Genomic DNA, 25,012 nt, shown 5'->3' with positions numbered 1-25,012 from the left:
TTATTAACATGTCTGAAAGTTTCAAAGAATTGTTTGAGCAAAGTATTGCTGGTGCTCAATTTTATCCTGGTGCCATTATCACTGCTAAAGTTATTGGTATTGATGATGATTATGTCATTTTAAATGCTGGACTTAAGTCCGAAGGTATTGTTGCCGTAGAAGAGTTTTACGACAAAGACGGAGCACTGGAAGTTAGCCTAGGCGATACTGTCGAAGTAGCATTGGATTCAGTTGAAGATGGCTACGGCGAGACGCTCCTTTCAAGAGAAAAAGCAAAACGTCAAGAAGCATGGCGCAAATTATCTAAATCACATGAAAACAATGAAACTGTTACTGGTCTTATTTCTGGTAAAGTTAAAGGTGGTTTCACTGTTGAAATCGGTACAATCCGCGCATTCTTACCTGGCTCATTAGTAGACGTCAGACCTGTAAGAGATCCTTCTTACTTAGAAGGCAAAGAGCTAGAGTTCAAAGTAATCAAGATGGACTTAAAGCGCAACAATATCGTTGTTTCTCGACGTGCAGTTGTTGAAGAGGAAAGCAGTGCTGACAGACAAGCCTTGCTTGAATCATTACATGATGGCCAAGAGCTTCATGGTATCGTTAAGAACCTTACTGACTACGGTGCATTCATTGACTTGGGCGGCATAGATGGCTTACTCCACATCACTGATATTTCTTGGAAGCGTGTGAAGCATCCAAGTGAAGTATTGTCAGTTGGTCAAGACGTTAAAGTTAAAGTATTAAGCTTTGACAGCGAAAGAAACCGTGTTTCTTTAGGTATGAAACAATTAGGAAACGATCCTTGGGTTGACCTGGTTGAGCGTTATCCTTTACACAAGAAATTACAAGGTAAAGTTACTAACATTACTGATTACGGTTGCTTCGTTGAAATCGAAGAAGGCGTTGAAGGTTTAGTTCACATGTCTGAAATGGATTGGACTAACAAAAACGTTCACCCAAGCAAAGTTGTGTCTATGGGCGATGTCGTTGATGTAATGGTTCTTGAAATTGATGAAGAACGTCGTCGTATTTCTTTAGGTATGAAACAATGTGTTGGCAATCCATGGCAACAATTTGCTTCTACTCACTCTAAAGGTCAAAAAGTAACTGGTAAGATTCGTTCAATTACTGACTTTGGTATTTTCATCGGCTTAGATGGCGAGATTGATGGTCTAGTTCATTTATCTGATATTTCCTGGACTGTTGCTGGCGAAGAAGCTGTGAAGCAGTTTAAGAAAGGTCAAGAATTAGAAGCTGTTATTCTTGCAATTGACCCAGAGCGTGAGCGTATTTCTTTAGGCTTGAAACAATTAGAAGGTGATAACTTCACCAGTTTTGTTGACGAGTTCACTAAAGGTGCGATCGTTAAAGGTAAAGTGACTGCAGTAGATGCAAAAACTGTTACTGTTTCGCTAACTGATGACATTACTGGTACTATCCGTGCTAGCGAATTGTCTGATGAGCGTGTTGACGATGCAACGACTGTTGTCAAAGAAGGTGATGAAATCGAAGCGAAAATCATCAACGTTGACCGCAAAAACCGTTCAATTTCTCTTTCTGTGAAAGCGAAAGATGCTCAAGATGAAGCTGATGCTATTAAGAAGTACTCTAGAACTGAAGGTGCTTCTACAACTACTTTAGGTGATTTACTTAAAGAGAAAATGGCAAGCAAAGAAGGCGAATAATTTCCTTCTTAATCAATGAGTTAAAAAGCGTAGATTTTATCTACGCTTTTTATTTTTCCGAAGAATTAATGTAAGTGTTTACGTAATCGTGTCTACTAAAGTAACATGAGATCGAAAACGTATTCGCGTAGGCCGAGCTGCCGCAGGGCCCAGAAAATAAAGCCCGTGCTTATCCTCGATGCCGGGATTTACAGCCCAGCCTATATCTAATACGAGTTTAAGTTGACACTATTACGTAAACGCTTACATATAAATGAAGTCCAGCAACGTAGTTGCGTATTTATTTCAACTGCGGTGCGAATAAGTTAAGCTGTACTTATTGCAGAAATTGATTGTTGAGCAAGATTGCTCAACCAACAAAAAAGGAACAATTATGCGCATAGTAATGCTGGTTATTTATATACTGCTTATTATTATTGGCGTTAGTTTTGCGGCATTAAATGCTGCTTCTGTGGATGTTAATTTTTATTTTAATACAGTATCTATGCCTATATCGGTTCTAATAACCATTATGTTAGGAATCGGGATCTTGATTGGGTTTATTCTCTTTATTGGACGTTATTGGCGTTTAAAGGCTGAATGCCTTAGAATAAGAAACCAATTAAAGTTGACAGAAAAAGAAATTAAAAATCTTCGTTCAATACCTTTACAAGATCAACATTAATTTTATTATGATGGAACTTAATAAAAAGCGAGAGGGGAATATTAAATGATTGATTTGTGGCCATTACTATTGCCTGCTGCCGCATGGTCAGGCTGGTGGGTAGCAAACCGCAATAAATCGAAACCAGATCCCAATCTTTATAATCGCTTGTCTCGTGAATATGTAGTTGGTTTGAATTATTTATTAAATGAGCAATCAGATAAAGCTGTAGATATCTTTATTAAATTATTAGAAGTCGATAGCGATACAGTAGAAACCCATTTAGCGCTGGGAAGCTTATTTAGACGTCGAGGTGAAGTTGACCGAGCCATTCGTATTCATCAAAATTTAATTGCTAGACCGCAACTTAGTATCCAGCAAAGAAAAGAATCATTAATGGCATTAGGACAAGATTATATGAGTGCTGGACTCTTTGATCGTGCCGAAAGGATTTTTTTAGAAGTTGTTGAATTAGGCGGTTCAAAAGAAACGCGTAGTTTGCATGGTTTATTGGCAATATACCAACAAGAAAAAGCTTGGGAAAAGGCACTAGATATTATTAAAAAACTGGAAATTTCTACGGGAACCAGTTTTCATACACAAGCAGCACATTATTATTGCGAAATGGCGAATCAAGCGTTGAAGGCTAATGCGATTGACCGTGCGGCCTATTGTATTAAACAAGCAATGAATGTTGATTCAGATTCAGTACGTGCAAGCCTAATGCATGCCGGTTTGGAAATGAAAGAAGGGCGTTATAAACATGCGATTCGTTCTTTAAAACGAGTTCCGCAACAAGACGCAGATTTTTTAACAGAGATTATTGAGCCGTTAGTTCGATGCCATATGGAATTAGACTCCATGGGAGATTGCATTAATTACCTTGAGGACACTTTGGAACATCATCCAAGAGCTTCAGTAATTTTTGTAATTGCGGACTATTTAAGACAACACAAGAACATGGATGCCGCTATTGATTTTGTGGCGGATAATTTGAGCAAACATCCATCAATACGAGGTTTAAACCATTTAATTAATTGGCACCTTGAATCAGCTCATGGAAAAGTGCGCGACAAATTACAAATGCTTTATGATATTACAAGCAAGTTTTTAGATAATAAACCAGTGTATCGATGTAGCCATTGTGGTTTTGGTGGTAAACATCTGCATTGGCATTGCCCTAGTTGTAAAAACTGGGGAAGAATGAAGCCGGTGCATGGCTTAGAAGGGTATTAGTGGTAACGTTTTGATAACGTAAAGGATAAACAACCTATCAAGGCGATACGATTAACGTTTATACACTATATGAAGAGATTAAGATGCAATTTATCGATTTGAAAACACAGTATTCTTTAATTGAGAACGAAGTTTTAAATGGCATACGAAATGTATTGAACCATGGTCAATACATCATGGGACCTGAAATCACCCAATTGGAAGAGCAATTAGCGGATTTTGTTGGTGTTAAGCATGCTATTGTGAATTCAAGTGGAACGGATGCTTTATTAATGGCATTAATAGCATTAGAAATTCAACCTGGTGATGAAGTTATTACAAGTCCTTTTAGTTTCTTCGCAACCTCTGAAGTAATCAGTCTTTGCCATGCGAAACCAGTATTTGTTGATATTGATCCATTAACTTATAACCTGGATCCCCAAAAGCTGGAAGCAGCAATTACCAGCAAAACTAAAGCGATTATGCCAGTTGGCTTATATGGCCAGTGTGCTGATCATGATGCGATTAACGCTATTGCTGATAAGCACGGTATTGCGGTAATTGAAGATGCTGCACAAAGTTTCGGGGCTACCTATAAAGGCAAACGCTCTTGTGCTTTATCAACAATTGGTTGCACAAGCTTTTTCCCATCAAAGCCTTTGGGTGGCTATGGTGATTCTGGAGCTTGCTTTACAAATGATGACAAATTAGCTCAAAAATTAATTGAAGTTAGAATCCATGGACAAAATGCACGCTATTGCCATAGCCGTATTGGTATCAATGGACGTATGGATACAATTCAAGCTGCTGTTTTGCTTGAAAAAATGAAATTATTCCCAGATGAAATTATCATGCGTCAAAAAGTAGCTAAGCGCTACGATAATATGCTTTCTTCTTTGGTAAGAACACCATTTATCCATAGCCATAACACGAGTGTTTATGCTCAATATACCATTGAAGTGGATAATCGTGATGAGTTCCAACAAGCCATGCAGGATGCTGGTATTCCAACAGCTGTGCATTATCCCTCGCCATTACATTTACAAGCAGCAATGGCTTATTTAGGTTATTCAGAGGGTGATTTCCCTCATGCAGAGAAAGCAAGTCATCGTGTAATTAGCTTGCCTATGCATCCTTACTTACAAGAGGCTGAGCAAGTTAGAGTGGTTGAGGCAGTTAAAAAAGCATTAATTCCTCAAGAAGAAGAGGTTATGGCCTAATGTCATCCCCACTAATTGTTGCACTGGATTTTAATCGTGAGCAGGATGCTCTTCACTTAGTTGATAAGTTGGATCCTAATGAGTGCTCGTTAAAAGTTGGCAGTGAGTTGTTTACACTTTTTGGAACTCAGTTTGTGCGACAATTAGTTGACCGACAATTTAAGGTTTTTTTAGATTTAAAATTTCATGATATTCCTAATACTGTCGCTAACGCCTGTAAAGCGGGCGCGGATTTAGGGGTTTGGATGATGAATGTTCATGCCTCTGGTGGAGTGAACATGATGAGCTCTGCGAGAAAGGCTCTGGAGCCTTACGGAACCCACAGACCCATTTTAATTGCGGTAACTGTATTAACCAGTTTTAGCCAAACGGACCTAGCCTCAATAGGCATTACTATTCCTGTAATAGAGCATGCTAAGAATTTAGCGCATCTAGCTAAAGAGTCCGGTTTAGATGGCGTTGTAAGCTCGGCGCACGAGGTTCGCGAAATTAAAAATGAATGCGGAAATAACTTTATTACCGTAACGCCAGGAATCAGACTGGCAACAGATGCTAAAAATGATCAGACACGCATTATGACGCCAGCAGAAGCAAAAGCAGCGGGCAGTGATTATTTGGTCGTAGGCCGTCCAATTACTCAAGCAAGTGATCCTGAGCAGGTTATTGCAAAGATATTAACCTCACTATAGTCTTTTGCTATACGGTTTTTAACTCCAGCCTACTGATTATATTGGTTAATTATTATGTTTTTAGGATTTTTTATTGACATAAAAAACATAAGTGAATACAAATCTAGATGCTTCTGATTCCCATTCAATACCAAGACCCATAAACATACAAACTATATTGCCCGTTCATTGAATAAAGTATTAGCTTATCAAGGAGAGTTTCTTATGGTATCTGTGCTCCTATTCCGATTTAATCTAACTTTTGTACGCTGATTTCATTTGACACACAGGTTCACGTCGATTACGAGCTTTTGCAGCCCCACCAAATTTTTTTACGTGTTAAAACTGCTGAGAAAACCTTATTACATCCAAAGTTATGGACTAAGCAAGCGGATCTTTTTGTACAAAGGGTTTATAACTCAGATGATCGAGAAAATCTAAGGATCAATAAGTTTGACGCATTACACAAAATCATGTTAATTATATTTTATACAGGCTTTTTTCCTCATGTTGCAGAACAGTGGCGAAACAAACTGTAGTCTGGATGGAGTGTAGTGTAATTCGGGAGTAGGGCTTGACTCAGGATCTTAGATTACGGCGAGGCTTTAACCTAGGTTATGTCATGGATAAGATTAATTCCCTGGATGGGACCGATAGAAAACTTTGTTCACAACCAATTAATTATCAGGAGTAAAGGCAAAAAAAATTATCCAGATGTTTATGGAAAGGACTTTCATACTCGGGAGCTAAGTGATGACACCACAACACGTAATAAGTCAACTACTAGAATCGGACACCAAATACCCCAAAAACCTGGACTTATTAAAAAAAATTATTATCACTGCTCAATTAGGCCGTTTACAAATTAATGGATTGCCACCTGATAATAAAATTTCATTAGCAAGCTATCTATTTGATAATGAAAATATTATGTTCGATTTTACTCGTTTGTGCGAAGAGAAAAGAAAGCTGTTTACACAATGGCTTTTGGGACCACATCAGAAAGATAAGACACGAGCCCATTTTAGAGGTGCGACAGTTAATGAGTATCGTGGTTTCACAGCAGAAGCTTTTTTGAACTGGTGGGGCATTGTCAAAAGCTGGATCAATAAGCGCTATTCTGAGTACTGGAAAATAACGGACTTAAATATTTCCCTAAATTACCAATTAATTGGTGTGGAAATGTGCCATGGTAAACATGGTATTTTAATCGGTTTTGATCAATTTTTGGTTCCTGGTTCAGATACCAAATACCATGACCCAAATGACTTACAAAAAGCCCCCTTAGGGAATACAAAGAGGGTATTTATTACCGAACAGCTTGTTGACCAATTAATTCATAAAGATATTCAACACTTAGAATTTGAATCTATTTGTAAAAATCCACATCCTCATTCTGTTTATGTTGCTAATCTGCAAGAGCGTTTGGCACAGATGTATGATTACCGAAGTACACAACGTTATTTAGCGCACCCGCCTTGGTATGTGCGCTTGTGGAATTGGATAATTCCTGGCTCTTCTGAGGCTAACAAAACCAAAAGTAGTGTGGTTAAGGAGAATCATTTAATTTCTTTATATCAAGACGAGACGGTACAAATTGATTACTACAGTAAGACCCAGGAAATTCTGGTAAGAGAGAAACGTCCTGATATTGATAATATTGTTTATTGTGGCGGTGGGGCGAAGATTTATGGGCATGTAGGTTTTTGGAAGGCTCTTAATGACGCGCAAATTCATCCCACAAAATTTGCAGGGAGCTCCGCTGGCGCGATTATGGCTTTACTCTGTTACTTAGGTTATACCGCGAACGAAATTACAGAGTTCTTCAAAAGTTTTAAACAAGAACACTTAGTTCATTTTGACATAGATATAAATGGTATGTCTGATCCGCGCTCGTTAAAGACGGCCCTTGATTATGCAATTACTTATAAGTTAAACCAAATTGTTTCCCAATACGGTATTCCTTATCCGCAAGGAAAAATTACCTTTGCAACGCTTGAAGCTATAAGACAGCGTGTTCCTGATTGTGGGCTAGGTCAAGAGCTTGTTGTTACGGCAACCAATAAACGATTAGGAAAAACACGCTATTTTTCATTACAGCGTTCACCGGATTTTGAGGTGAGTGAGGCCGTGAAAATTTCTGCAAGTTTTCCTATTGTTTATCGTTCAACTGTATTAGATGGTGATGAGCATAATGATGGAGGAATTTTAACGAACTTTCCAACTGAAGCGTTTTTTGATGATCATTCGACCTTATTGGAGTCGGAATATGGTAATAATTTGAAGGTTTTGGCAGTTCAATTTGATAATGGAACTGAGCGAACCGCAATTGATCGCGTGATGGAGCGGGTTTATAAAGAGCATTTTTTCATGAATTGGGGTTATCGCGTCCTTACCGGCGTAGATGATCCAGCAAGTGGTTGGGAGCAGGATCGTTTAAAACTCCGTAAATATTCCTCCCAATCCATTGTGATTAATGTGGATAATGTTTCCACTACATCTTTTACAGTTGATGATGAAAGTCGGAATAAAATGATTCAGGCCGGATATGATGCAACGATAAGTTATTTAAAGATGCGGTACATCTGTAAGGAAGATGGGGGGTTTGAAAATGATGAGTATATGTATTCTAAATATACTTGTTTAGGGGATTTATTATCTTATTGTTGTTATCGCGATGAGTTTGATTGGTTTGAACGCATTAACCGTATCGCCGTAGAGGCAAACATACCGAATAAAGCAGGAATATTAAGTCAAATTAATGAATTGAGATCGTTATATTTTCAAGCGAAAACTAAGACCACACCAAAAAATGACAGGCCAATAGAAGACAATTCCTTAACATTTTTTGGTAATGCAATACCTCAAGAGCCACAGCCTCTGATTGATAATGAGAATTATAAAGTGTTACTTGCCGTATACCCTGTGTTTTTGATGTTAACGCCTGATTTATTAAAAGATAATGCGGATAAACGACTTTTTGAGGAGGCAAGGCATGCCTTAGCGCTGCGGACTCCTTTTGCCAGCTTAGAATATTTGGTAAAGCTAAAACAGCCGATTAATGTCATGCTACATATCGTGATTAATTTATTTAGTGAATTGCGAGAAAATCCAAGACAAGAAGTTTATGATGCATTTGCTGAAGTAATAAAAGCATTTAAAAGTAATCGTTCAGTTTATAAAAATGAATTTTATGCACATTGGAATTTATCCTTTACCCAAAGTTTACGTGTATTACATGTATTGAATAACTACACGGACCTTGTTGCGACTGGATTGCTGAACTCTTTGAGTAGAGGAGATGAGCCTTTGCAAAAAGTCGTCAATGGAGAATATTGTGAGGATAATGAGGATTTTTCCGATGAGATGCAGCCTTTAACGAGTTTTAGTGCATGAATATACTGACTGCATGCCTATTTCAAGATATACTAAATTTTTTGTCTGAGCCTAATTTATGTACAGTAACCTGACGCTTTACTATCTAAATCAAATAGGAATTAGGCCTTGGATTAAGAGAGAAGTACAAGAGCAACTTCAAGAAAAACCAAATTCAGTAAAGGTAGCTGTATTTGTTTCATCAACTCTGAGCACCAAAGCGCGATCTCTGCTACAGCAAATGATAAGGTATCTGAATTTGAATGAGGATGAGCTAACTGTTATTCCTACTCAAAAAGAGGAACTGCATCGTTATGCTTCTTTGACGCCTTTCGCAACATTGGTATTTGGTTTAAGCCAGGAACAGTTGCTTGCTAAGGAGCAAACGCCTGTTTTTAATACGCTCGATTTGGATTATTTACTCAGTAATCCTAAAGAAAAAAGAACAGTTTTTAAGGTTCTTAGCGAAATTAAGCAGCTGGTATCCTAAATTTTTGTATTATGAAATTAAAGGGATTTACATTACTTGAACTACTAATCACCATGATGTTAGTGCTTAGTTTGTTTTTAGTTGCAATCGCATCGTATTCTTCTTTTTTACGTAAAAACGAACGGCAAACACTTGTGGATGAATTAAAGAACGCAGTTCAATATGCGAAAACACAAGCGCTTATTTTAAACAGTACCGTTTTTCTTTCTCCCATAGATGATTCCTTAAATTGGGCTAATGGGCTGCAGTTGAGTACTCAAAATAAAAAGACTAATAAAATAGAACCCCTGTATCAATGGCAATGGCATCATCCTCGTTGGCAGCTGTCTTGGATTGGTGCACGCCCTGGAAACAGGATTATTTTTTCTAATAATCCTGCAAATGCGATGTGTAACGGTCGTTTTATCTTGGTGAGCAGGGATAAAGATGAGTCTACAGAGATTATTTTAAATCGCTTGGGGAGAATAAGGGAACTTTAGCTTTATTCTCATGTACGCAGGGCTACTCTGTATGGGAGCATTGAGTATTGGTGTGGCTCGATTTTTATTGTGGGCCATGAGCCTAACCTGCTATATATCAGCTTTAATCACAGCAGAAACGGGTGCTTGTTCTTGTTTCATTAGTTGCCCCATTTCATCTAGATTTTTTTCTACGGATCTCACTAAAGAGCTGGTTTTGGTTTCTTTAAAGAATAAGAAATCATTACCTCTGGTCAACGCCAGATTAATAACTCCAGCGGTTAAATACACAACGCCAAGTCCTGCAATTGCCAACGCAATATTCGCCCAAATATAGTTAATATTTCGATGATTGGCAAAATCCTCTTTACTGTTATTGATTAAGGTTTGGCAATCAGCGGCATAATGCTCAACACTCTGATTGTAATTTGTGAGAGACATATATTTTAGTTGATTCATCTTTTCTTCAATATCCGTAGCCAGTCGACCGAGTTTTTCTGCTACATCGACCGAATCTCTATTTATTAAATCAATTTCATGTTTTCTCAATAATTTTATCTGAGCTAAAATAGCTTCAATTCGCAGTATACTTTGAGTATGATACCTAGTAAGAATGGCGTTATTCTCGATGTTTTGTTCAATCGTAGGAACTAGATTGGCAGGAGGAAGGACCTCTATAGCTTCTTCGTCAATGTTTTGTGCAGGCTTCAAACCAACCTGGGAAAAAAGTTTTATAGCCTGCTCAATTGAGTAGCGCTGGTTACTGTCAGCAAGAAACATTCCTGCAAGAGTTGCTCTAATAATAAACCTATCTTTCTCATCTAATTCACTGATCCCAGTAAATAAGGTATGTAAACTCACATTATGGGCGTTATTTCTTGCATGCTCAGAGGTACCAACTGTTTCGAGCTCTAAAATAGTTTTATCGTGCCATAATTCTGCAATAAGTCGTGCCATGGAAAAAACATCTGCCTTACAGCTTTGCGATACCTGATCCCACATTTCTGGTGCTTGATAAAGGGGGGTTCCAGGAAATATTCCATCCGCATGGTCAGCATTTGTACTGAGCCCGAAATCAATAATGTTTACGGTAATTGGGTTGGTGCTCATATCAACTAAGATGTTTTCTGGTTTTATGTCTCTATGGATTATCCCGTTATCAGTTACCTGTTCTTTAAGGGCTATTAATAAAGCTTTACTTAACTCGATGCGTTCTTTTAAGGTTAAAGTACGATTACCTAATTGGTCAGCTTGAATAATTTTACGTAACTCAACACCTTTTAGTTTGTTCATTACTGTATAACTTACCGAATTATTTCCTTTTTTTTCAAAGGTAGGCTGTTTAATCGCCAGGTGTAAAGCCTTTTTCGATAAATAATATTCGTGCAAAGCTTGATGTTGGGGGCGGCGGTAATCATGATGTTGTATTTTGATAGCTCTCGTCTTCCCATTAGAACCATGTTCTTTAAACCGAAAAGAGTCTTTGCTAATTGCGAAGGTACCCTCTACTTGATAAACCATTCCAAACTGTCCTTTACCAAGCAAACGATCACTTACAAATTCATAACGAACACCAACTTTTCCCTCTTTACGCAGGCGCATAACCACATTAGATGAAAATGAAAAGCGACTCCCATCGGCAAAAACATACGTCGAATCCTTTGACCACGTATCTATACTTTGCTGATATTGTGCGTTAAAAAAAGCATAAAGTTTTTCGGCGTTTTTAGCGCTAAGCGTTTTTGGATTAATGATTTGGAACATTGCTTGTCTTTGTACTTTAATTTATGAGCATATTTTAAACTAAATGTTCCAAATTAAGAAGTGGCTCTTTAAAAAAGCCCTGAGGGATCATAATAAGTTGCAACTTGAGGGTGAATAAGAGAAATCAATAACTTGTCGCTAAATCATTAATTTTGTAAGATGGTGGCGAATCACTTTATCGCTGATCTGAACTACATGCCAATTAATACACGCCTTATTTTTTCACTGAAAGCCGAGAGCTCTAGAACATTTTTAGAGTGGGTGAATTATAAACAATCATTAACTGATAAATTACGCGATACGCAAGGCGATGCACGAATTGAGTTGTTATCTCAGCAATGGGTTAGAACAGACTTTTGGTCTAAAAGCTTGCTTGATGTGCGTGATGCTTCTGTTTTTCAACGTGAAATTCTCATGAAAAGCCATGATGTCCCTTACTGGTACGCACGGACGATTATTCCAAAGCGCTGTTATGATTTAAATACGGAATTCTTTGGTCGCCTACGTAAAGAGTCAGTTAAGAATTTGATCTTTAATATGGAGGAGGTAAGACGTATTAACTCTATTCATTATCCTGTAGATGACCAATGTGTTGAGTTTTATTGGGTAAAAAAATATATTCCCACGATTCGAGATGTACTTTGGGTTCGTATCGCCGAATTTTTATTCATGGAAAAAGAATCGTTTTATTTAGTAGAAATTATGTTTCCTGAGTTAGGAGAAATTACTCCATGAAGTGGTCTGCATACTGGCGCCTTATGCGCTTTGATAAGCCGGTGGGAATTTTATTACTTTGGTTTCCTACGGCCTGGGCCTTGTGGCTAGCAAATAAAGGGATTCCCTCGTTTAAATTATTTGTTTTATTTTTAAGCGGTACATTATTAATGCGTGCAGCAGGCTGCGTGGTTAATGACATTGCGGATCGCAATATTGATAAACATGTAGCACGAACCAAATTTCGCCCGTTAACTTCGGGGGAAATCAGCCTAAAAGAGGCTCTGGGGGTATTGTTTATTTTACTGTTTGCTGCATTACTTGTATTGCTTTGTTTACCTTGGGATTGTTGGTATTTAGGGGTAATTGCCTTATTCATTTCGATTCTTTATCCGTTTTGTAAACGATTTTTAAGCGCGCCTCAGTTCATTCTGGGCTTAGCCTTTTCGATGGGAATTCCCATGGCTTATGTGGCCTCTCATGCGCCTTTAAATGCGGAATGTACTTTATTGTTTTTACTTAACTTTGCTTGGATTGTGGCTTATGACACGATGTATGCGATGACTGATAAGGAAGACGATTTACGCATCGGCGTAAAATCTACGGCAATTTATTTTGCTAGTTACGATCGTTTTATTATTGGTTTATTACAATGCTTGGTACATGGTTTATGGCTTTATTGGGCATTGAGTAACAAGCTAGGCAGCATCGGCTTTTACGCTCTTTGGTTTGCTGCGGCCATGGTTTTGCTGTATCAGCAAAAATTGATCAGTAAACGCGAGCGTGAACAGTGTTTTAGAGCATTTATCATCAGTGTTTATTATGGTGCACTCATGTGGCTTGCAGTAGCAATTGTTTTGTAATATTACAGTTATATCTAAGTAAGTACTTTATGTTAAATACTTAATTGATCAGAAGTAGTCCATATGGTAGGATGCCTTCTTTTTTTGAGTATTTATTTATCATGACCTATTATTTTGGTAGTCAAGAACAGATCAACGGGGATATCAAATATAATGAACATGATTTTGCAGGTGCATTAACCTGTTATAAAAGAGGTCTTAAGCATCTGTTGCAACTCGCAGCACAACGAGGTTTTACTGCGAGCAGAGTTTATAACGATGCATTGGCTTATGTTCTTTGCGATGTTGTTGTTTGCGCTACCGATCTGCTTAGAGCATCACTTACCGGTAGGTTAAATTATCCCGAAGTGCTTGAACTGTGGAAGGACATCAGCGCGAGTCTTCAAGAGCTGAATGTTGTTTATAATAGTGATAGTATTCAACGATATGTAGGTTCTCAGACAACTCCTGAGCGCATGGATACTGTTTATTCTGCGGTTGCTTTGGCTGCAGAAGCAGTTAGTGATCGCTTAGTCGACTGGCTCGATAATAATACGAAAAATAAGCCAACGGAAAAACAATTTCTAATTGCCTTAACTTGGTTAACACGTGCCATAAATAATAAGAAGTTAGCCGGTGTTGAGATTGAAACCAAATTACACTTAGGCTATCTAAATGTTTTAGAGCGAGCTTTTCATTGCGAAAAAAACAAACGGATTCTTAAGCGAATGGCAGACTATATCAGAGATAATTCATTGCATGATTTAGATTTGTCATCTCATCGTAAACTGGAACTTCTAGGATATGAACTTTTAGTTGCTGTTGAGAATAATAATCCGCATGCTCATAAACTTGCCAAGAAGTGTAATGACCTTATAAATAAGACTATAGACTTAGATGAAGAGAGTGAGTTACTTATCGATCTTCGCAAATTAATGGCTCGGTTGCCAGTTGTAGTTGAGGATGAAGTGATCATCCCTATGAAGAATAAAAAAAGAAAGCGCCCATGCATTATCGAGGATGAGGATGATGAGGTCGTTACCGCCACTTCCACGGAACTTTCTGAAGTTACAGTTGAAAGTAAGTCAAAGTATAGAAAAGCAACTGATATTAAATCAGGAGAGGGCTCTTCTCTCAGAGCAGTGGATGTAGCTGATTCTTCACCTCGGCTTGATATAAATATTCAAATTGAGACTGCAGATGAGTTGGTTATTCATTCTGGACGCCTTGGGCCACATATCGATGTGGTAACAACTAGACCAACTACTTTAGCGTTGGCGGGGAATAGTTTTTTTGCACCTCAGGATATGGCCCCTCAAGTTCCACCAGTCGCACCTAAAGGGCACCATAAAGCATTTAAGCATGCGATGTATCACATTGCTGAAAATTATAATAATGCTGGATTCTTAGCGAATTTATTATCAGTTGTTGCTGATTTTTATTATAAAACCAGGGAGCTACCATTTAAAAATCTGCCTATAACTGCTTATTCACTGTATAGCACCGTTTTAAAATTGAACCCTCAACATGAAGTTGCGCCCAATAGAATGGCGTCTATTCATAAACATAATCAACGAATGATTAATGATAATAAGCATTTCGCCTCTTCTGTTCCATCGCTAGCTACAAATGCTCATGATATCTTCGTTGATGCAATTAAAGATAATATTAGTGAAATTGAAGCTTATCTGATTGCGAAGCCAGAGCAATTAGATGCCTTATTTAGTCGGCTTATGCGTTTTGTTACTAAGACAATAAAGGAAGCAGCGATTGCGGGAAAACAATCGACATTAATCGCTGAATTGTTGATGTCGAAATATGAGAATTTTATTTTAACAAAAACCTTAAGCCAGTTTTCAGATAATCAGCAAATGTCGTTGGAATTTATGTAGCATTCACATGCTGCCGTCATGGTGATGAAGTGAGACTATTTAGGGCTCTGTGCCACGTACACATAGATTGCTTCGTCACTACGTTTCTCGCAATGACGGGAACAGTCGTTTCATTTAACCCTTGTCGTCATTGCGAACGCAGTGAAGTCTATCGAATTGTTGGCTTGCTTTAGGACTAGATTACTAACGAGAATTCTGAGGTCTTTGGGACCTCAGTTATAGAAATTAAAATGTTTCACTACCATTATCGGCAACTACACGCGTGTGCTTGCCATAAATTACCAAAATCTTTTGCTTATTTTTCAAGTTGAGATCTTCAGATTGAACAACTGAAATAATACCGCCAGATTTTAATTTAATAACGTATTCAACCCCACGTGTTTGATTGTATCCATTATCAACAAAGTCACCGCTGGATGAGTTCTTTGCGGCAGTTTGTCGGTGTAAATTAACCGTACGTTTGGAGATAACGGTACCGGGAATAACTTTTTTAATTTTGCCTACTTCATTGGCATCATATTCCCCTAGTGGTGTTGTTTTACAACTGCTTAAGGCCAGTCCTAAAAAGGCCACTAAAATGAATTTAAATACGGATTTGTTTTTCATGGTAAATAAACTCCAGTAATTGCTCATTGATTGCTAGGGCATTCTAGCGAATTTAATTGCTTATTGCTATTAAAAGACGGGATATAGTAGGTCGGACTCATGGCCCGGAATTTTCTGAAGTTCAATAGGGTGTATCATTCTTCATGCTCGAACAATTCCCCGAGCATGAAATACCAGGTCATGGACCTGATCTACACTTTTGTTAATGTAGCGTTTAATTCTGCTAATAAACTACTTGCACCAATGCGAAACCAACGTTTATCAATCGGTTTACCCAATACCAATTCTGCTAATTTTGCATAGTTGGCCGCTTGGGTTGGTGTTTTCACCCCACCAGATATTTTAATACCGCATTGTGAGCTTGAATCTTTTATCGCAGTTAACATCGTAAATACTGCGGGCAATGAAGCACCTTGGGGAATTTTTCCTGTGGATGTTTTTAAAAAATTACAACCCAGCTCAATTAACTGATTACTTACTTCATAAATATTCTGAAGCTTAGCAAAAGCACCAGTTTCCAATATTATTTTTAATGTACGATTTTCTTGCTTGCATAAATTAATAACTGCTTGGCATTGAGTTAATGCATCATCTTTTCTACCTTCCAAGTAAAACCTATAGGGAAGTACGTAGTCTATTTCAGTAGCATTAAGTTCTATTGCTGTATGAATTGAGTCTAAAACCTGATTAAGTTCTTCGTTGCCGTCTGGGAAATTAACTACGGTGGCTAGCTCAATTGCGCCAAGTTGTTGGAAGCTTGGGAGATGTTTACCGTACACACACACCGCCGCGACCTGATTCTCGCAGGCATCGTGTTTCAGCTGAGACAAGGAGGCACTAGAGGCCTCCTCATCTAATAAGGTGAGGTCAAGAGCGTGAATTAACCGCTTCGCGCTAATTACAGTTTGGGGCTGGGCATTGAGCAATAATCCCAAAACCTCATTTAACGAAGATTCCAAAATCACTTGAGTCCTGCAATATATTCTTTGATCAGTTTATTAAGCTGTTTTGCGGCATTGGCAGCCATTTCAACAACCGCATCATGGCTATGGGCTGTTTGCGTTAACCCTGTAGCATAATTAGTAATGGTTGCAATAACGGCTACCTGCATACCGCAATGATTCGCTACTAATACTTCAGGCACTGTAGACATTCCTACTGCATCAGCGCCCCAAATTTTAAAGGCTTTGATTTCGGCTGCAGTTTCGTAGTGTGGGCCTAATACGGAGATATAAACACCTTGTGCTAGCTTAATCGATTGCTTTTGCGCAATAGCAAGTAAATCATTACGCATGGTTTTATCATAAGCATTATCGAGTGGGTAGAATCGGGGGCCAAATTCTTCATCATTTGGGCCAATTAAAGGATTGTGTGGTTGTAGATTAATGTGATCGTGAATCAGCATTAATTCACCGGGCCCTACATCTTCTCTTAAGGAACCAGATGCATTCGTTGCAATAAAATACTTACATCCTAAAAGTTTTAAGGTACGGACATAGGTCTTTACGGTTTCATAATTTTCTAAACCCTCATAAGTATGAGCTCTGCCTTGCAAGCAAATAACACCCACGCCATTCCAATAGCCCAAAATTAAATTTCCGCCATGGCCTTGCACTGTGATTTTAGGAAAGCCAGGTAGATCGTCAAAGCTAATACGAACGGAGTCTTGTAATTCATCAGCAAATTGGCCTAAACCTGAGCCTAAAACAACAGCAACGGTTGGTTTAAACGATGGGTGCAAATTTTTAATATAGTCCGCTGCTAAATGGGGATAGCTCTGCTTTGCTGCAGTGTTCATCATACAAATTATCCTATTAGGGGTTAAAATCAAAAGCTAATGGTAAGAGTTCTTTAACAGTTATGCTACGAATGATTGAGTCTTTAGTACAAAGATGTATCATCGTATCAGGAGCTGAAAACTCATGAATTCTTTGTCGGCATGCACCACAAGGAGAACATAATGTATTTGTCCCAGCAAGTACGACCATACTTTTAATACGCTGTTCTCCGGCTGTAACCATCGCTGAAATAGCAGATGTTTCCGCACAGACAGTTAAACTGTAGGAGCCGTTTTCAACATTGGTACCTGTGTAAAAATTATCATTTTCAGTACGAATACAGCATGCAACAGTAAATTTAGAGTAGGGCGCATACGAATGTGCAAGCACATCGTGGGCTTTGGAAATCATTTTCGCAATTACTGGGTCCATTTATTTCTTGCCTGAACAAAATTGAAAAGGCTAGATTATAGAGTAGAAGTTATTGTATGGCTAGATTATTTGGAATGGTATTCTCGGTTACTACTGGATTTAAACTCTCTTGAGCCCCAGGAGAAGCATCTTGAAAGATTTGTTTTGTATGTACGGGTTCTTGAGAAGGAGTATGGTCATTTTGGGGGGATACGCCTGCGCCTAGGCCTTTTTCCATTGCATCAGCTGATGAGGTAAAGGTTGTCGGATGATCGCCAAAATTATAGTCTAATAAATACTCACAAGCTAACACCCCAAAACCGGCGCAAACAAGGATGGTGAAGATAGAAAGAGGCATAGTAATTGGGGGAAATACAAACATTATTGTGGCTGAGATGGCGCTGATTACACTGATAATTGATGTGGATAGCGCATAGGATGTGTACGCTTCCTGTTGTGAATAAGAAAAATCTTGATCTTTGGGTGGATTATTTAGTTTATGGTATTCCCCTATAGTCCAAAAAGCATTACCAAGAACAAACAGCCAGGCTGCTGGTGGGAAGAGGGCTGGTACAAAAATAGCGGCAACACTAACAACGGTCGCGATAAACCCAGTTAATGATGAAAAAAGAAATTGTTCTTTAATTTGAGCAAAACCGTACCATTCTTTATCCGCTCGTTCATGCTCGGGTTGGTTGTAGCTTGCAGCAAACCAGAAACTGTAAGCAATAAGATAGAGGCCTAATGAAATAAATCGGAAGGCAGCAGCTGCCGCAGCAAAGGGCACGTACTGAAGTTTGGATGCTATAAAGCCGGTAAAGAAAAGAGGGCCACTCGATTTTTCTAAATATTTGGTATTCGGCATATAGTTGTTGTTCCGATTGCACTATGTCTTGCATATTGTATCTTAATTGGACAAGGAAATCCAGTATTTATAAGAGCTGGAAAGTCTAATCGTGCGCGACTAGCATGGGGTTTGACGATGTGTATTTTTAGTGCATTAAAGAGGATTTGGTAGCTTGCAACGAGGTGCCGATGATTAAGAAAAAACAATCAGATTAGGTTGGCACCTTCAGTATAATTCGCACTAATAAACCACCATCGCGGTTGTTTTCAGCGCTAATAATGCCTTGGTGTAATTGAATGGCGCGAAACGCAATAGCTAAACCTAAACCATAGCCGCCCGTCTTTTTCTCACGAGAGGTATCGACCCGATAAAAAGGATTAAAGATTTTTTCTAGTTGTTCCTCAGGAACGCCGGGGCCTTTATCACTAATGTCAATGTATACATGTTCTCTACGTTCATCATAGCGCAGCGATACGCATATTTGTTCTGTGTCAGGAGAGTAATGTAAGGCATTACGTACGATATTCTCAATGGCGCGATGAATTAAGCGCGGATCAACTAATAACTGGCAAGGTTCTAATGTTTCTGCGCGTACGCGATTTGTTTCGTGATTACATTCATAATTGGCATCTTGCACAACACCTTGTAGTAAAGCAGGCATATCGACCAGAGACAGATGCAATTCAGTAGTAGATTTATCCAGTCGTGCAAAATCTAATACTTCAGTAATTAACGCATTTAATCGTGAGCACTCAAGCTCCATACGTTTAAATTCAGTTTCAGCAAGTTGGTTGGTTTTATTTCGTCCTAATTCGATTGCAATTTGCAGGCGTGCAAGAGGTGATCTTAATTCATGGGAAATATCCTGTAACAAGCGCTCTTTTGAGTTAACTAAGGTTTCAAGCTGTTCTGCCATGCGATCGAATTCGTCACTTAATTCTGCGATTTCGTCTTTATGATGCCCTTTTAACTGCCCAACACGCGTATTTAGCTGACCTTTGGCAATAGACTTTGCTGCCATACCTAATGAGCGTAAAGGTTGGGTTAGGTAACGCGAAAGTAAGTAGCAAATTAGACCACTAATAAATGTAGCCAAGATAAGACGAATTGCAAGGCCTGCCCAGGGAATACCTACAAAATGAGATAGAGGCTTTTCACTTACTGCTGCCAAACGATAGAATTTACCTGAGGTGGATAGGATTTCATGACTAACAATCAATTTTCCTGATTTTAAAATTCCTTCGCTTAATTGATCTTTAAGCAAATTTTCTGCAACTTCTTTGACATTCTCAGGGGGGGCCTCTGTGCCGATAATTTCGCCTGTACTCGAAATTAGGAACATGGTCATATGCCGGGAAATCCCAATTTTATTCAGCCATTTTAGCAGTGCGGCGTGTTCTCCGGATTCAAAAGTAGCCACTGCAGCATTTGCATAGCTATCCATAAAAAGCTGTTCTTGAGCAGGTAGAGAGGACTTTTGGGCTACATGACTGATAACCCAAGCTGTGGTGATAATGATAAGGATAGTTGCTAACCAGAAAGAAACGAAAATTTTCCAGTATAAACTACGCATTAAATAAATATCCAAAGCCTCTTACTGTTTTTACAATAGGTTCGCCTTCTGGATTATCACCCAACTTATTTCTTAAATTACTGATGTGCACATCGATACTGCGATCATAAGCCGTGTATTTTCTTCCCAGAGCATATTCAGTCAGCTCTTCTTTAGAAAAAGCTTGTCCAGGAGATTTAATTAACATTTCGAGAATATTAAATTCTGCATTAGTTAATTCAAGATAATGCCCAGCCATAGTAACGTGTCGTTTAGAGCAATCGACAACAATATTATGATGTTCAATTATGGGTTTGCTAGTAGGTATTTTTTGTGTACGTCTTAAGATAGCGCGTAATCTTGCAACTAGTTCACGTGGGTTACATGGCTTTGGCAAATAGTCATCTGCTCCAATTTCCAAACCTACGATACGATCAATGTCATCGCCACGTGCGGTTAACATCAACACCGGGGTTTCAAGATGTTCACGAATCGATTTTAATACTTCAAAACCGTTTAACTTCGGGAGCATTACATCCAAAATAATGGCGTCAAAAGGTTGATTTAGTGCTTTTTTCACGCCACTTTCACCATCATGTACGCAAATAGCATGATAACCTTCCGGCTCTAAGTATTGGGCTAGCAAATCAGTTAATTCCGTATCATCATCGATTACAAGTATATTTCCATTCATGATATGCCTTGGTTTAAGAGCGTTTCTCAATGCACTCTATAAGCTTAATTCGGCGTGCATCTGCATTAATGATTTTAAATTCTAAAGAATCAATGGTTATGGTTTCTCCGCGTGTAGGTAAGTAACCAAAACTGTTCATTACAATTCCACCGATTGTATCATAGGTTTCATTACTAAAATTAGTGTGGAGTTGTTCATTAAACTCGTCAATTGGCGTATGCGCTTTAACAATGTAATGCCCATTGTCATGGGCTTTTATGTAGGCATCTTCGTCGATATCGAACTCATCTTCAATATCACCTATGATTTGTTCTATTATATCTTCAATAGTGACAAATCCGGAAACTTCCCCGTATTCATCCACAACAATTGCCATATGATTTTTATTACTGCGAAACTCGCTAAGCAAACTATCAAGACGCCTGCTTTCAGGAACAAAGGTGACTTGTCTGCAAATATCAAGTAAATCAAAGGAGTTACTGCTATCAGCTTGATTGCGTAGTAAGTCTTTGGCATGCAATATGCCGATGACTTCTTCTCCATTCTCGTCAGTTACTGGAAAGCGTGAATGCCCCGTTTGGGTCACTGTTTTGATAATCTCGCTGAATTCATCATTTTGTTTAAAGCAAACCATTTGGTTTTTCGGCAACATGATGTCACGAACACGCATTTTCGAGAAAAGAATAGCACCCTCAATCATTGCTAACGTTTCTGAATTGATAAGGGAACGAATTTGAGCATCTCTTAATAAACTAACTAGCTCTTCTTGATTTTGTGGTTCACCTTGTAAAAAATGTTTTAAGCGTGCAAACCACGAACTTCCATCTTCCTCTTTAGTCAAGTTGATTACCCTCTGCATCATAAGGATTAGTATAACCTAATTCTGCTAACAATTTGATTTCAATTGCCTGCATTACGGCTGCATCATCATCCTTAATATGATCATAGCCTAATAAGTGCAGTATTCCATGAATCAGTATTAAGCTCCAATGAGCATCTAACGTTTTATTCAGCTCTTCACATTCCGCAAGTAATACCTGTGGGCAAATAATTACATCGCCTAAAAGAGGGCATTCTAGTTGGATTTCAGGAGGCAAATCACTGGGAAAGGATAAAACATTTGTAGGCTTATCTTTTTTCCTATACGTATGGTTTAAATGAGTAATTTCTTCTGAAGTAACAAAGCGAACTGTTAGTTCAGCTTCTTTTTTGTGATCCCTCAATGCTAGTGAGGCCAATCGCGTTATTTGATCCTCATCCATTGCCAGAGGTTCATCTGTTGCATTTTGAATGTCTATATAATAAGTCATAATAAATTATTTAGTTTTTCCTGTTGAGTCACGATCATAGCAATCAACAATTTTTGATACCAGAGGATGTCTTACTACTTCACGGCTTGTGAAAGTATGAATGCTAATCTCTGGAATTTTTTTGAATAATCCTACTGCATGGGCGAGTCCCGAATCAATACCTCGAGGCAAATCCACCTGGGTCATATCCCCAGTAATCACTGTTTTAGAGCCAAAGCCCATACGTGTTAAAAACATTTTCATTTGCATCACAGTGGTATTTTGAGCCTCATCAAGGATAATGAACGATTCATTTAATGTACGTCCACGCATAAATGCTAATGGTAATACTTCAATGATGTCGCTTTGAATGAGTTTTTGAGTTTCTTTAAAACCAATCATTTCATATAAAGCATCGTAAATTGGCCTTAAATAGGGCAGTACTTTTTCTACTAAATCACCAGGAAGAAAACCAAGTTTCTCGCCTGCCTCGACCGCGGGTCTTACAAAAATAAGTCGTTGGACCTCACCTTTCTCAAAGCATTGAATGGCTTTAGATACGGCAAGATAGGTTTTACCTGTTCCAGCAGGGCCTACAGCGAACGTGATGGCATTACGATCAATAGAATCGAGAAAAGCAGCTTGCTTGTCGTTTCGTGCAGTGATTAGTTTACGTGATAGCTTGACGTGGTGAGTCATCGCTTGTTGGTTATCCTCAAACATATATAGATAAAAAATAGGGTAATTCTCAAACTATAAATATAGTGCAGAAAGCTTATATTTTGCAAGTGGGAGATAACAGTTCACATCTCTTGATTTCTTCAACGATGAGCGCATAATGATAATCCTTAAAAATCAAGGAGTGATCGTTAATGGCTCGTTCTATGGGGAAAGCATTCAGGCAGGCTGTACAAGATAATAAGCCGTTACAAGTGCTTGGCACAATCAATGCCTATTCTGCAATGTTGGCTCAATCATCAGGTGCACAGGCGATTTATCTTTCAGGTGCTGGAGTAGCGAATGCTTCTTATGGGATACCTGATTTAGGAATGACTGGTTTAGCCGAAGTACTTGAAGATGCTCGTCGTATTACGGAAGCTTCTCCTTTACCACTTCTTGTTGATGTTGATACTGGCTGGGGGCACGCATTTAATATTGCACGAACCATTAAGCTGATGGAAAAAACAGGTGTCGCTGCAATTCATATTGAAGATCAGATCCTGGCAAAACGATGCGGGCATCGACCCAATAAAGCCATTGTTTCCATGAAAGAGATGGGAGACCGCATTAAGGCCGCAGTGGACGCACGTCAAGATCCTGATTTTGTAATTATGGCACGCACAGACTCTTATGCCGTTGAAGGCATGAATGCTGCAATTGAGCGCGCGCAGCTTTGCGTTGAATTAGGCGCAGACATGATTTTCCCTGAGGCAATGACTACTTTGGATGAATATAAAACCTTTAGTAGCGCAGTTCATGTACCAATCCTTGCGAACATTACAGAATTTGGGAAGACCCCATTATTTACTCGTGACGAGCTAGCCGGAGCGGGTGTTTCTTTAATTCTATATCCATTAAGCGCGTTTAGAGCAATGTCTCAAGCTGCTTTAACTACTTATCAAGCAATTATTCAGCAGGGCACACAACAATCCATGCTGAGTAAAATGCAAACTCGTGAAGAATTATATGGAGTTCTTGGTTATCACCTTTACGAACAAAAACTAGACCAATTGATGGAGGAAGAAGACAATGAGTGTTAAAAGTGGCGGTTTAGCCGGAATTATTGCTGGGGAATCAGCTATTGCTACAGTTGGGCTGGGAAATGGTTTGAATTATAGAGGTTATTCCATTCATGATTTAGCAGAGCATGCCACTTTTGAGGAAGTTGCTTATTTATTGCTCTATGGTTCGTTGCCAACACAGAGCGAGTTGGATGCCTATACGAAGAAAATTGTAGGCTTGCGTACTTTGCCTGATGCACTAAAAACTATATTAAAAATGATCCCTAAAGATGCCCATCCGATGGATGTATTAAGAACAGCTTGCTCTTTCTTGGGTAATATTGAACCAGAACATAATTTTTCTGAGGAGCATCAAATTGCAGATCGTCTTTTCGCATTATTCCCCGGCATGATCTGTTATTGGTATAACTATCATTTTAACAATAAAGAAATATCCGGCTTAAGTGAAGAGCCTACTACCGGGGGGCATTTTCTTGCTTTATTGCATGGTCGTAAGCCAAGCCAGCTTGAGGTCGACATGATGAATGTTTCCTTGATTTTATATGCGGAACATGAGTTTAATGCCTCAACTTTTGCAGCTCGTGTGACTGCCGCAACACTTTCTGATTTTTATTCAGCTATTGTTAGCGCTATTGGTACTTTACGTGGGCCTTTACATGGCGGTGCGAATGAAGCAGCGATGGGAGTTATCGAGCGTTTTAAAACTCCTGATGAGGCTGAGGCCGGTTTGAAAAAAATGCTGGAAAACAAAGAATTGGTTATGGGCTTTGGTCATCGAGTTTATACAACCAGTGACCCACGCTCTGATATTATTAAAAAGTGGTCATTCCGTTTGGGTGAAGGAAAGAAACAGCTTGATTTGTATCATGTTTCTGAGCGCATCGAAGAAGTGATGTGGCAAGAGAAGAAATTATTCCCTAATCTCGATTTCTACAGTGCTTCTGCATACCATTACTGTGGAATTCCGACCTTCTTATTCACGCCAATTTTTGTGATGTCCCGCATTACTGGATGGGCTGCCCATGTATTTGAACAACGTGCGAATAATAAATTAATCCGCCCATCATCAAAATACACTGGTCCTGAGCCTAGAGAATTCCCTGCAATTAATACTAGAGGTTAAT

At 38.8% G+C, this 25,012-nt stretch carries 24 protein-coding genes; 13 read left to right on the top strand and 11 right to left on the bottom strand.

The genetic code is table 11. From position 1 onward, the window contains the following. The first annotated feature begins 8 nt into the window (after positions 1-8). From rpsA to J2N86_RS09160, 8 genes are all read left to right on the top strand, one after another. Complete coding sequence (gene rpsA / locus J2N86_RS09195; RefSeq protein ID WP_252579099.1) at positions 9-1,688, top strand: 30S ribosomal protein S1; 1,680 nt, start codon at positions 9-11, stop codon at positions 1,686-1,688. A 373-nt stretch (positions 1,689-2,061) separates the two neighbouring features. After that, on the top strand, positions 2,062-2,352 hold the full coding sequence (locus tag J2N86_RS09190; protein ID WP_058535274.1) for a lipopolysaccharide assembly protein LapA domain-containing protein: 291 nt from the start codon (positions 2,062-2,064) through the stop codon (positions 2,350-2,352). 45 nt (positions 2,353-2,397) lie between these two features. Then, positions 2,398-3,567, top strand: a complete 1,170-nt coding sequence (gene lapB / locus J2N86_RS09185) for a lipopolysaccharide assembly protein LapB (RefSeq protein WP_252579098.1) — start codon at positions 2,398-2,400, stop codon at positions 3,565-3,567. Positions 3,568-3,650: 83 nt separating this feature from the next. Beyond that, a complete protein-coding gene (locus tag J2N86_RS09180) occupies positions 3,651-4,766 on the top strand; it encodes a DegT/DnrJ/EryC1/StrS family aminotransferase (protein ID WP_252579097.1) in 1,116 nt (371 codons plus the stop codon). Beyond that, positions 4,766-5,455, top strand: a complete 690-nt coding sequence (gene pyrF, locus J2N86_RS09175; RefSeq protein WP_252579096.1) for an orotidine-5'-phosphate decarboxylase — start codon at positions 4,766-4,768, stop codon at positions 5,453-5,455. The genes J2N86_RS09180 and pyrF overlap by 1 nt, the downstream gene beginning before the upstream one ends. A gap of 732 nt (positions 5,456-6,187) precedes the next feature. Continuing rightward, on the top strand, positions 6,188-8,830 hold the full coding sequence (vpdC, locus tag J2N86_RS09170) for a Dot/Icm T4SS effector VpdC (protein ID WP_289781827.1): 2,643 nt from the start codon (positions 6,188-6,190) through the stop codon (positions 8,828-8,830). A gap of 58 nt (positions 8,831-8,888) precedes the next feature. Beyond that, the gene (locus J2N86_RS09165; protein WP_252579094.1) at positions 8,889-9,299 is read left to right on the top strand and encodes a DNA polymerase III subunit psi; all 411 of its coding nucleotides are present in this window, start codon (positions 8,889-8,891) and stop codon (positions 9,297-9,299) included. A gap of 11 nt (positions 9,300-9,310) precedes the next feature. After that, a complete protein-coding gene (locus J2N86_RS09160) occupies positions 9,311-9,778 on the top strand; it encodes a GspH/FimT family pseudopilin (protein WP_252579093.1) in 468 nt (155 codons plus the stop codon). Between the two features lie 90 nt (positions 9,779-9,868). Here J2N86_RS09160 and legK1 read toward each other — a convergent pair whose 3' ends face one another. Next, the gene (legK1, locus tag J2N86_RS09155) at positions 9,869-11,521 is read right to left on the bottom strand and encodes a Dot/Icm T4SS effector kinase LegK1 (protein ID WP_252579092.1); all 1,653 of its coding nucleotides are present in this window, start codon (positions 11,519-11,521) and stop codon (positions 9,869-9,871) included. A gap of 195 nt (positions 11,522-11,716) precedes the next feature. Here legK1 and J2N86_RS09150 point away from each other — a divergent pair, with 195 nt between their 5' ends. From J2N86_RS09150 to J2N86_RS09140, 3 genes are all read left to right on the top strand, one after another. Beyond that, positions 11,717-12,256: a chorismate--pyruvate lyase family protein gene (locus J2N86_RS09150; RefSeq protein WP_252579091.1), complete on the top strand. Its 540-nt coding sequence runs from the start codon at positions 11,717-11,719 to the stop codon at positions 12,254-12,256. Further along, entirely contained in the window at positions 12,253-13,098 is an 846-nt protein-coding gene (ubiA, locus tag J2N86_RS09145; RefSeq protein WP_252579090.1) for a 4-hydroxybenzoate octaprenyltransferase, read from the top strand. The genes J2N86_RS09150 and ubiA overlap by 4 nt, the downstream gene beginning before the upstream one ends. 101 nt (positions 13,099-13,199) lie before the next feature. Beyond that, entirely contained in the window at positions 13,200-14,969 is a 1,770-nt protein-coding gene (locus J2N86_RS09140; protein ID WP_252579089.1) for a hypothetical protein, read from the top strand. A 225-nt stretch (positions 14,970-15,194) separates the two neighbouring features. On the opposite strand, the gene J2N86_RS09135 is transcribed toward J2N86_RS09140, so the two are convergent. From J2N86_RS09135 to J2N86_RS09090, 10 genes are all read right to left on the bottom strand, one after another. Beyond that, complete coding sequence (locus J2N86_RS09135) at positions 15,195-15,575, bottom strand: metallophosphoesterase family protein (protein WP_252579088.1); 381 nt, start codon at positions 15,573-15,575, stop codon at positions 15,195-15,197. Between the two features lie 191 nt (positions 15,576-15,766). Continuing rightward, the gene (gene deoC, locus J2N86_RS09130; protein WP_252579087.1) at positions 15,767-16,540 is read right to left on the bottom strand and encodes a deoxyribose-phosphate aldolase; all 774 of its coding nucleotides are present in this window, start codon (positions 16,538-16,540) and stop codon (positions 15,767-15,769) included. Further along, complete coding sequence (locus J2N86_RS09125) at positions 16,537-17,376, bottom strand: purine-nucleoside phosphorylase (RefSeq protein ID WP_252579086.1); 840 nt, start codon at positions 17,374-17,376, stop codon at positions 16,537-16,539. The genes deoC and J2N86_RS09125 overlap by 4 nt, the downstream gene beginning before the upstream one ends. A 13-nt stretch (positions 17,377-17,389) precedes the next feature. Beyond that, positions 17,390-17,785 (bottom strand): cytidine deaminase, encoded by a 396-nt coding sequence (cdd, locus tag J2N86_RS09120; RefSeq protein ID WP_252579085.1) that lies wholly within the window; start codon positions 17,783-17,785, stop codon positions 17,390-17,392. 49 nt (positions 17,786-17,834) lie between these two features. After that, complete coding sequence (locus tag J2N86_RS09115; protein WP_252579084.1) at positions 17,835-18,629, bottom strand: hypothetical protein; 795 nt, start codon at positions 18,627-18,629, stop codon at positions 17,835-17,837. 193 nt (positions 18,630-18,822) lie between these two features. Next, positions 18,823-20,184 (bottom strand): two-component system sensor histidine kinase CpxA, encoded by a 1,362-nt coding sequence (cpxA, locus tag J2N86_RS09110; protein ID WP_252579083.1) that lies wholly within the window; start codon positions 20,182-20,184, stop codon positions 18,823-18,825. After that, on the bottom strand, positions 20,177-20,857 hold the full coding sequence (gene cpxR / locus J2N86_RS09105; RefSeq protein WP_252579082.1) for a two-component system response regulator CpxR: 681 nt from the start codon (positions 20,855-20,857) through the stop codon (positions 20,177-20,179). The genes cpxA and cpxR overlap by 8 nt, the downstream gene beginning before the upstream one ends. A 13-nt stretch (positions 20,858-20,870) precedes the next feature. After that, the gene (locus tag J2N86_RS09100) at positions 20,871-21,719 is read right to left on the bottom strand and encodes an HlyC/CorC family transporter (protein WP_252579081.1); all 849 of its coding nucleotides are present in this window, start codon (positions 21,717-21,719) and stop codon (positions 20,871-20,873) included. Continuing rightward, entirely contained in the window at positions 21,691-22,167 is a 477-nt protein-coding gene (ybeY, locus tag J2N86_RS09095) for an rRNA maturation RNase YbeY (protein WP_252579080.1), read from the bottom strand. The genes J2N86_RS09100 and ybeY overlap by 29 nt, the downstream gene beginning before the upstream one ends. Before the next feature lie 6 nt (positions 22,168-22,173). Next, positions 22,174-22,869: a PhoH family protein gene (locus tag J2N86_RS09090; RefSeq protein ID WP_322790901.1), complete on the bottom strand. Its 696-nt coding sequence runs from the start codon at positions 22,867-22,869 to the stop codon at positions 22,174-22,176. Positions 22,870-23,018: 149 nt separating this feature from the next. Between J2N86_RS09090 and prpB the strand changes: the two genes are divergently transcribed. Further along, the gene (gene prpB / locus J2N86_RS09085; RefSeq protein ID WP_252579078.1) at positions 23,019-23,906 is read left to right on the top strand and encodes a methylisocitrate lyase; all 888 of its coding nucleotides are present in this window, start codon (positions 23,019-23,021) and stop codon (positions 23,904-23,906) included. Then, a complete protein-coding gene (prpC, locus tag J2N86_RS09080) occupies positions 23,896-25,011 on the top strand; it encodes a bifunctional 2-methylcitrate synthase/citrate synthase (RefSeq protein ID WP_252579077.1) in 1,116 nt (371 codons plus the stop codon). The genes prpB and prpC overlap by 11 nt, the downstream gene beginning before the upstream one ends. The last annotated feature ends 1 nt before the right edge of the window (position 25,012 follow it).

Origin of the sequence: Legionella lytica (genome assembly GCF_023921225.1) — a bacterium.
GTDB lineage: Bacteria > Pseudomonadota > Gammaproteobacteria > Legionellales > Legionellaceae > Legionella > Legionella lytica.
This window is presented reverse-complemented; position numbering and strand designations above follow the sequence as displayed.

Excerpts from the sequence above, each read along its gene's own strand:
- J2N86_RS09125 (WP_252579086.1), bottom strand. The coding sequence starts at position 17,376 with ATGATGAACACTGCAGCAAAGCAGAGCTATCCCCATTTAGCAGCGGAC.
- prpC (WP_252579077.1), top strand. The coding sequence starts at position 23,896 with ATGAGTGTTAAAAGTGGCGGTTTAGCCGGAATTATTGCTGGGGAATCA.
- J2N86_RS09180 (WP_252579097.1), top strand. The coding sequence starts at position 3,651 with ATGCAATTTATCGATTTGAAAACACAGTATTCTTTAATTGAGAACGAA.
- J2N86_RS09115 (WP_252579084.1), bottom strand. The coding sequence starts at position 18,629 with ATGCCGAATACCAAATATTTAGAAAAATCGAGTGGCCCTCTTTTCTTT.
- J2N86_RS09165 (WP_252579094.1), top strand. The coding sequence starts at position 8,889 with ATGTACAGTAACCTGACGCTTTACTATCTAAATCAAATAGGAATTAGG.
- cpxA (WP_252579083.1), bottom strand. The coding sequence starts at position 20,184 with ATGCGTAGTTTATACTGGAAAATTTTCGTTTCTTTCTGGTTAGCAACT.
- J2N86_RS09135 (WP_252579088.1), bottom strand. The coding sequence starts at position 15,575 with ATGAAAAACAAATCCGTATTTAAATTCATTTTAGTGGCCTTTTTAGGA.
- J2N86_RS09100 (WP_252579081.1), bottom strand. The coding sequence starts at position 21,719 with ATGATGCAGAGGGTAATCAACTTGACTAAAGAGGAAGATGGAAGTTCG.
- rpsA (WP_252579099.1), top strand. The coding sequence starts at position 9 with ATGTCTGAAAGTTTCAAAGAATTGTTTGAGCAAAGTATTGCTGGTGCT.
- J2N86_RS09190 (WP_058535274.1), top strand. The coding sequence starts at position 2,062 with ATGCGCATAGTAATGCTGGTTATTTATATACTGCTTATTATTATTGGC.
- lapB (WP_252579098.1), top strand. The coding sequence starts at position 2,398 with ATGATTGATTTGTGGCCATTACTATTGCCTGCTGCCGCATGGTCAGGC.
- pyrF (WP_252579096.1), top strand. The coding sequence starts at position 4,766 with ATGTCATCCCCACTAATTGTTGCACTGGATTTTAATCGTGAGCAGGAT.
- ubiA (WP_252579090.1), top strand. The coding sequence starts at position 12,253 with ATGAAGTGGTCTGCATACTGGCGCCTTATGCGCTTTGATAAGCCGGTG.
- prpB (WP_252579078.1), top strand. The coding sequence starts at position 23,019 with ATGGCTCGTTCTATGGGGAAAGCATTCAGGCAGGCTGTACAAGATAAT.
- vpdC (WP_289781827.1), top strand. The coding sequence starts at position 6,188 with ATGACACCACAACACGTAATAAGTCAACTACTAGAATCGGACACCAAA.
- cpxR (WP_252579082.1), bottom strand. The coding sequence starts at position 20,857 with ATGAATGGAAATATACTTGTAATCGATGATGATACGGAATTAACTGAT.
- J2N86_RS09150 (WP_252579091.1), top strand. The coding sequence starts at position 11,717 with ATGCCAATTAATACACGCCTTATTTTTTCACTGAAAGCCGAGAGCTCT.
- legK1 (WP_252579092.1), bottom strand. The coding sequence starts at position 11,521 with ATGTTCCAAATCATTAATCCAAAAACGCTTAGCGCTAAAAACGCCGAA.
- J2N86_RS09090 (WP_322790901.1), bottom strand. The coding sequence starts at position 22,869 with ATGTTTGAGGATAACCAACAAGCGATGACTCACCACGTCAAGCTATCA.
- ybeY (WP_252579080.1), bottom strand. The coding sequence starts at position 22,167 with ATGACTTATTATATAGACATTCAAAATGCAACAGATGAACCTCTGGCA.
- J2N86_RS09160 (WP_252579093.1), top strand. The coding sequence starts at position 9,311 with ATGAAATTAAAGGGATTTACATTACTTGAACTACTAATCACCATGATG.
- J2N86_RS09140 (WP_252579089.1), top strand. The coding sequence starts at position 13,200 with ATGACCTATTATTTTGGTAGTCAAGAACAGATCAACGGGGATATCAAA.
- cdd (WP_252579085.1), bottom strand. The coding sequence starts at position 17,785 with ATGGACCCAGTAATTGCGAAAATGATTTCCAAAGCCCACGATGTGCTT.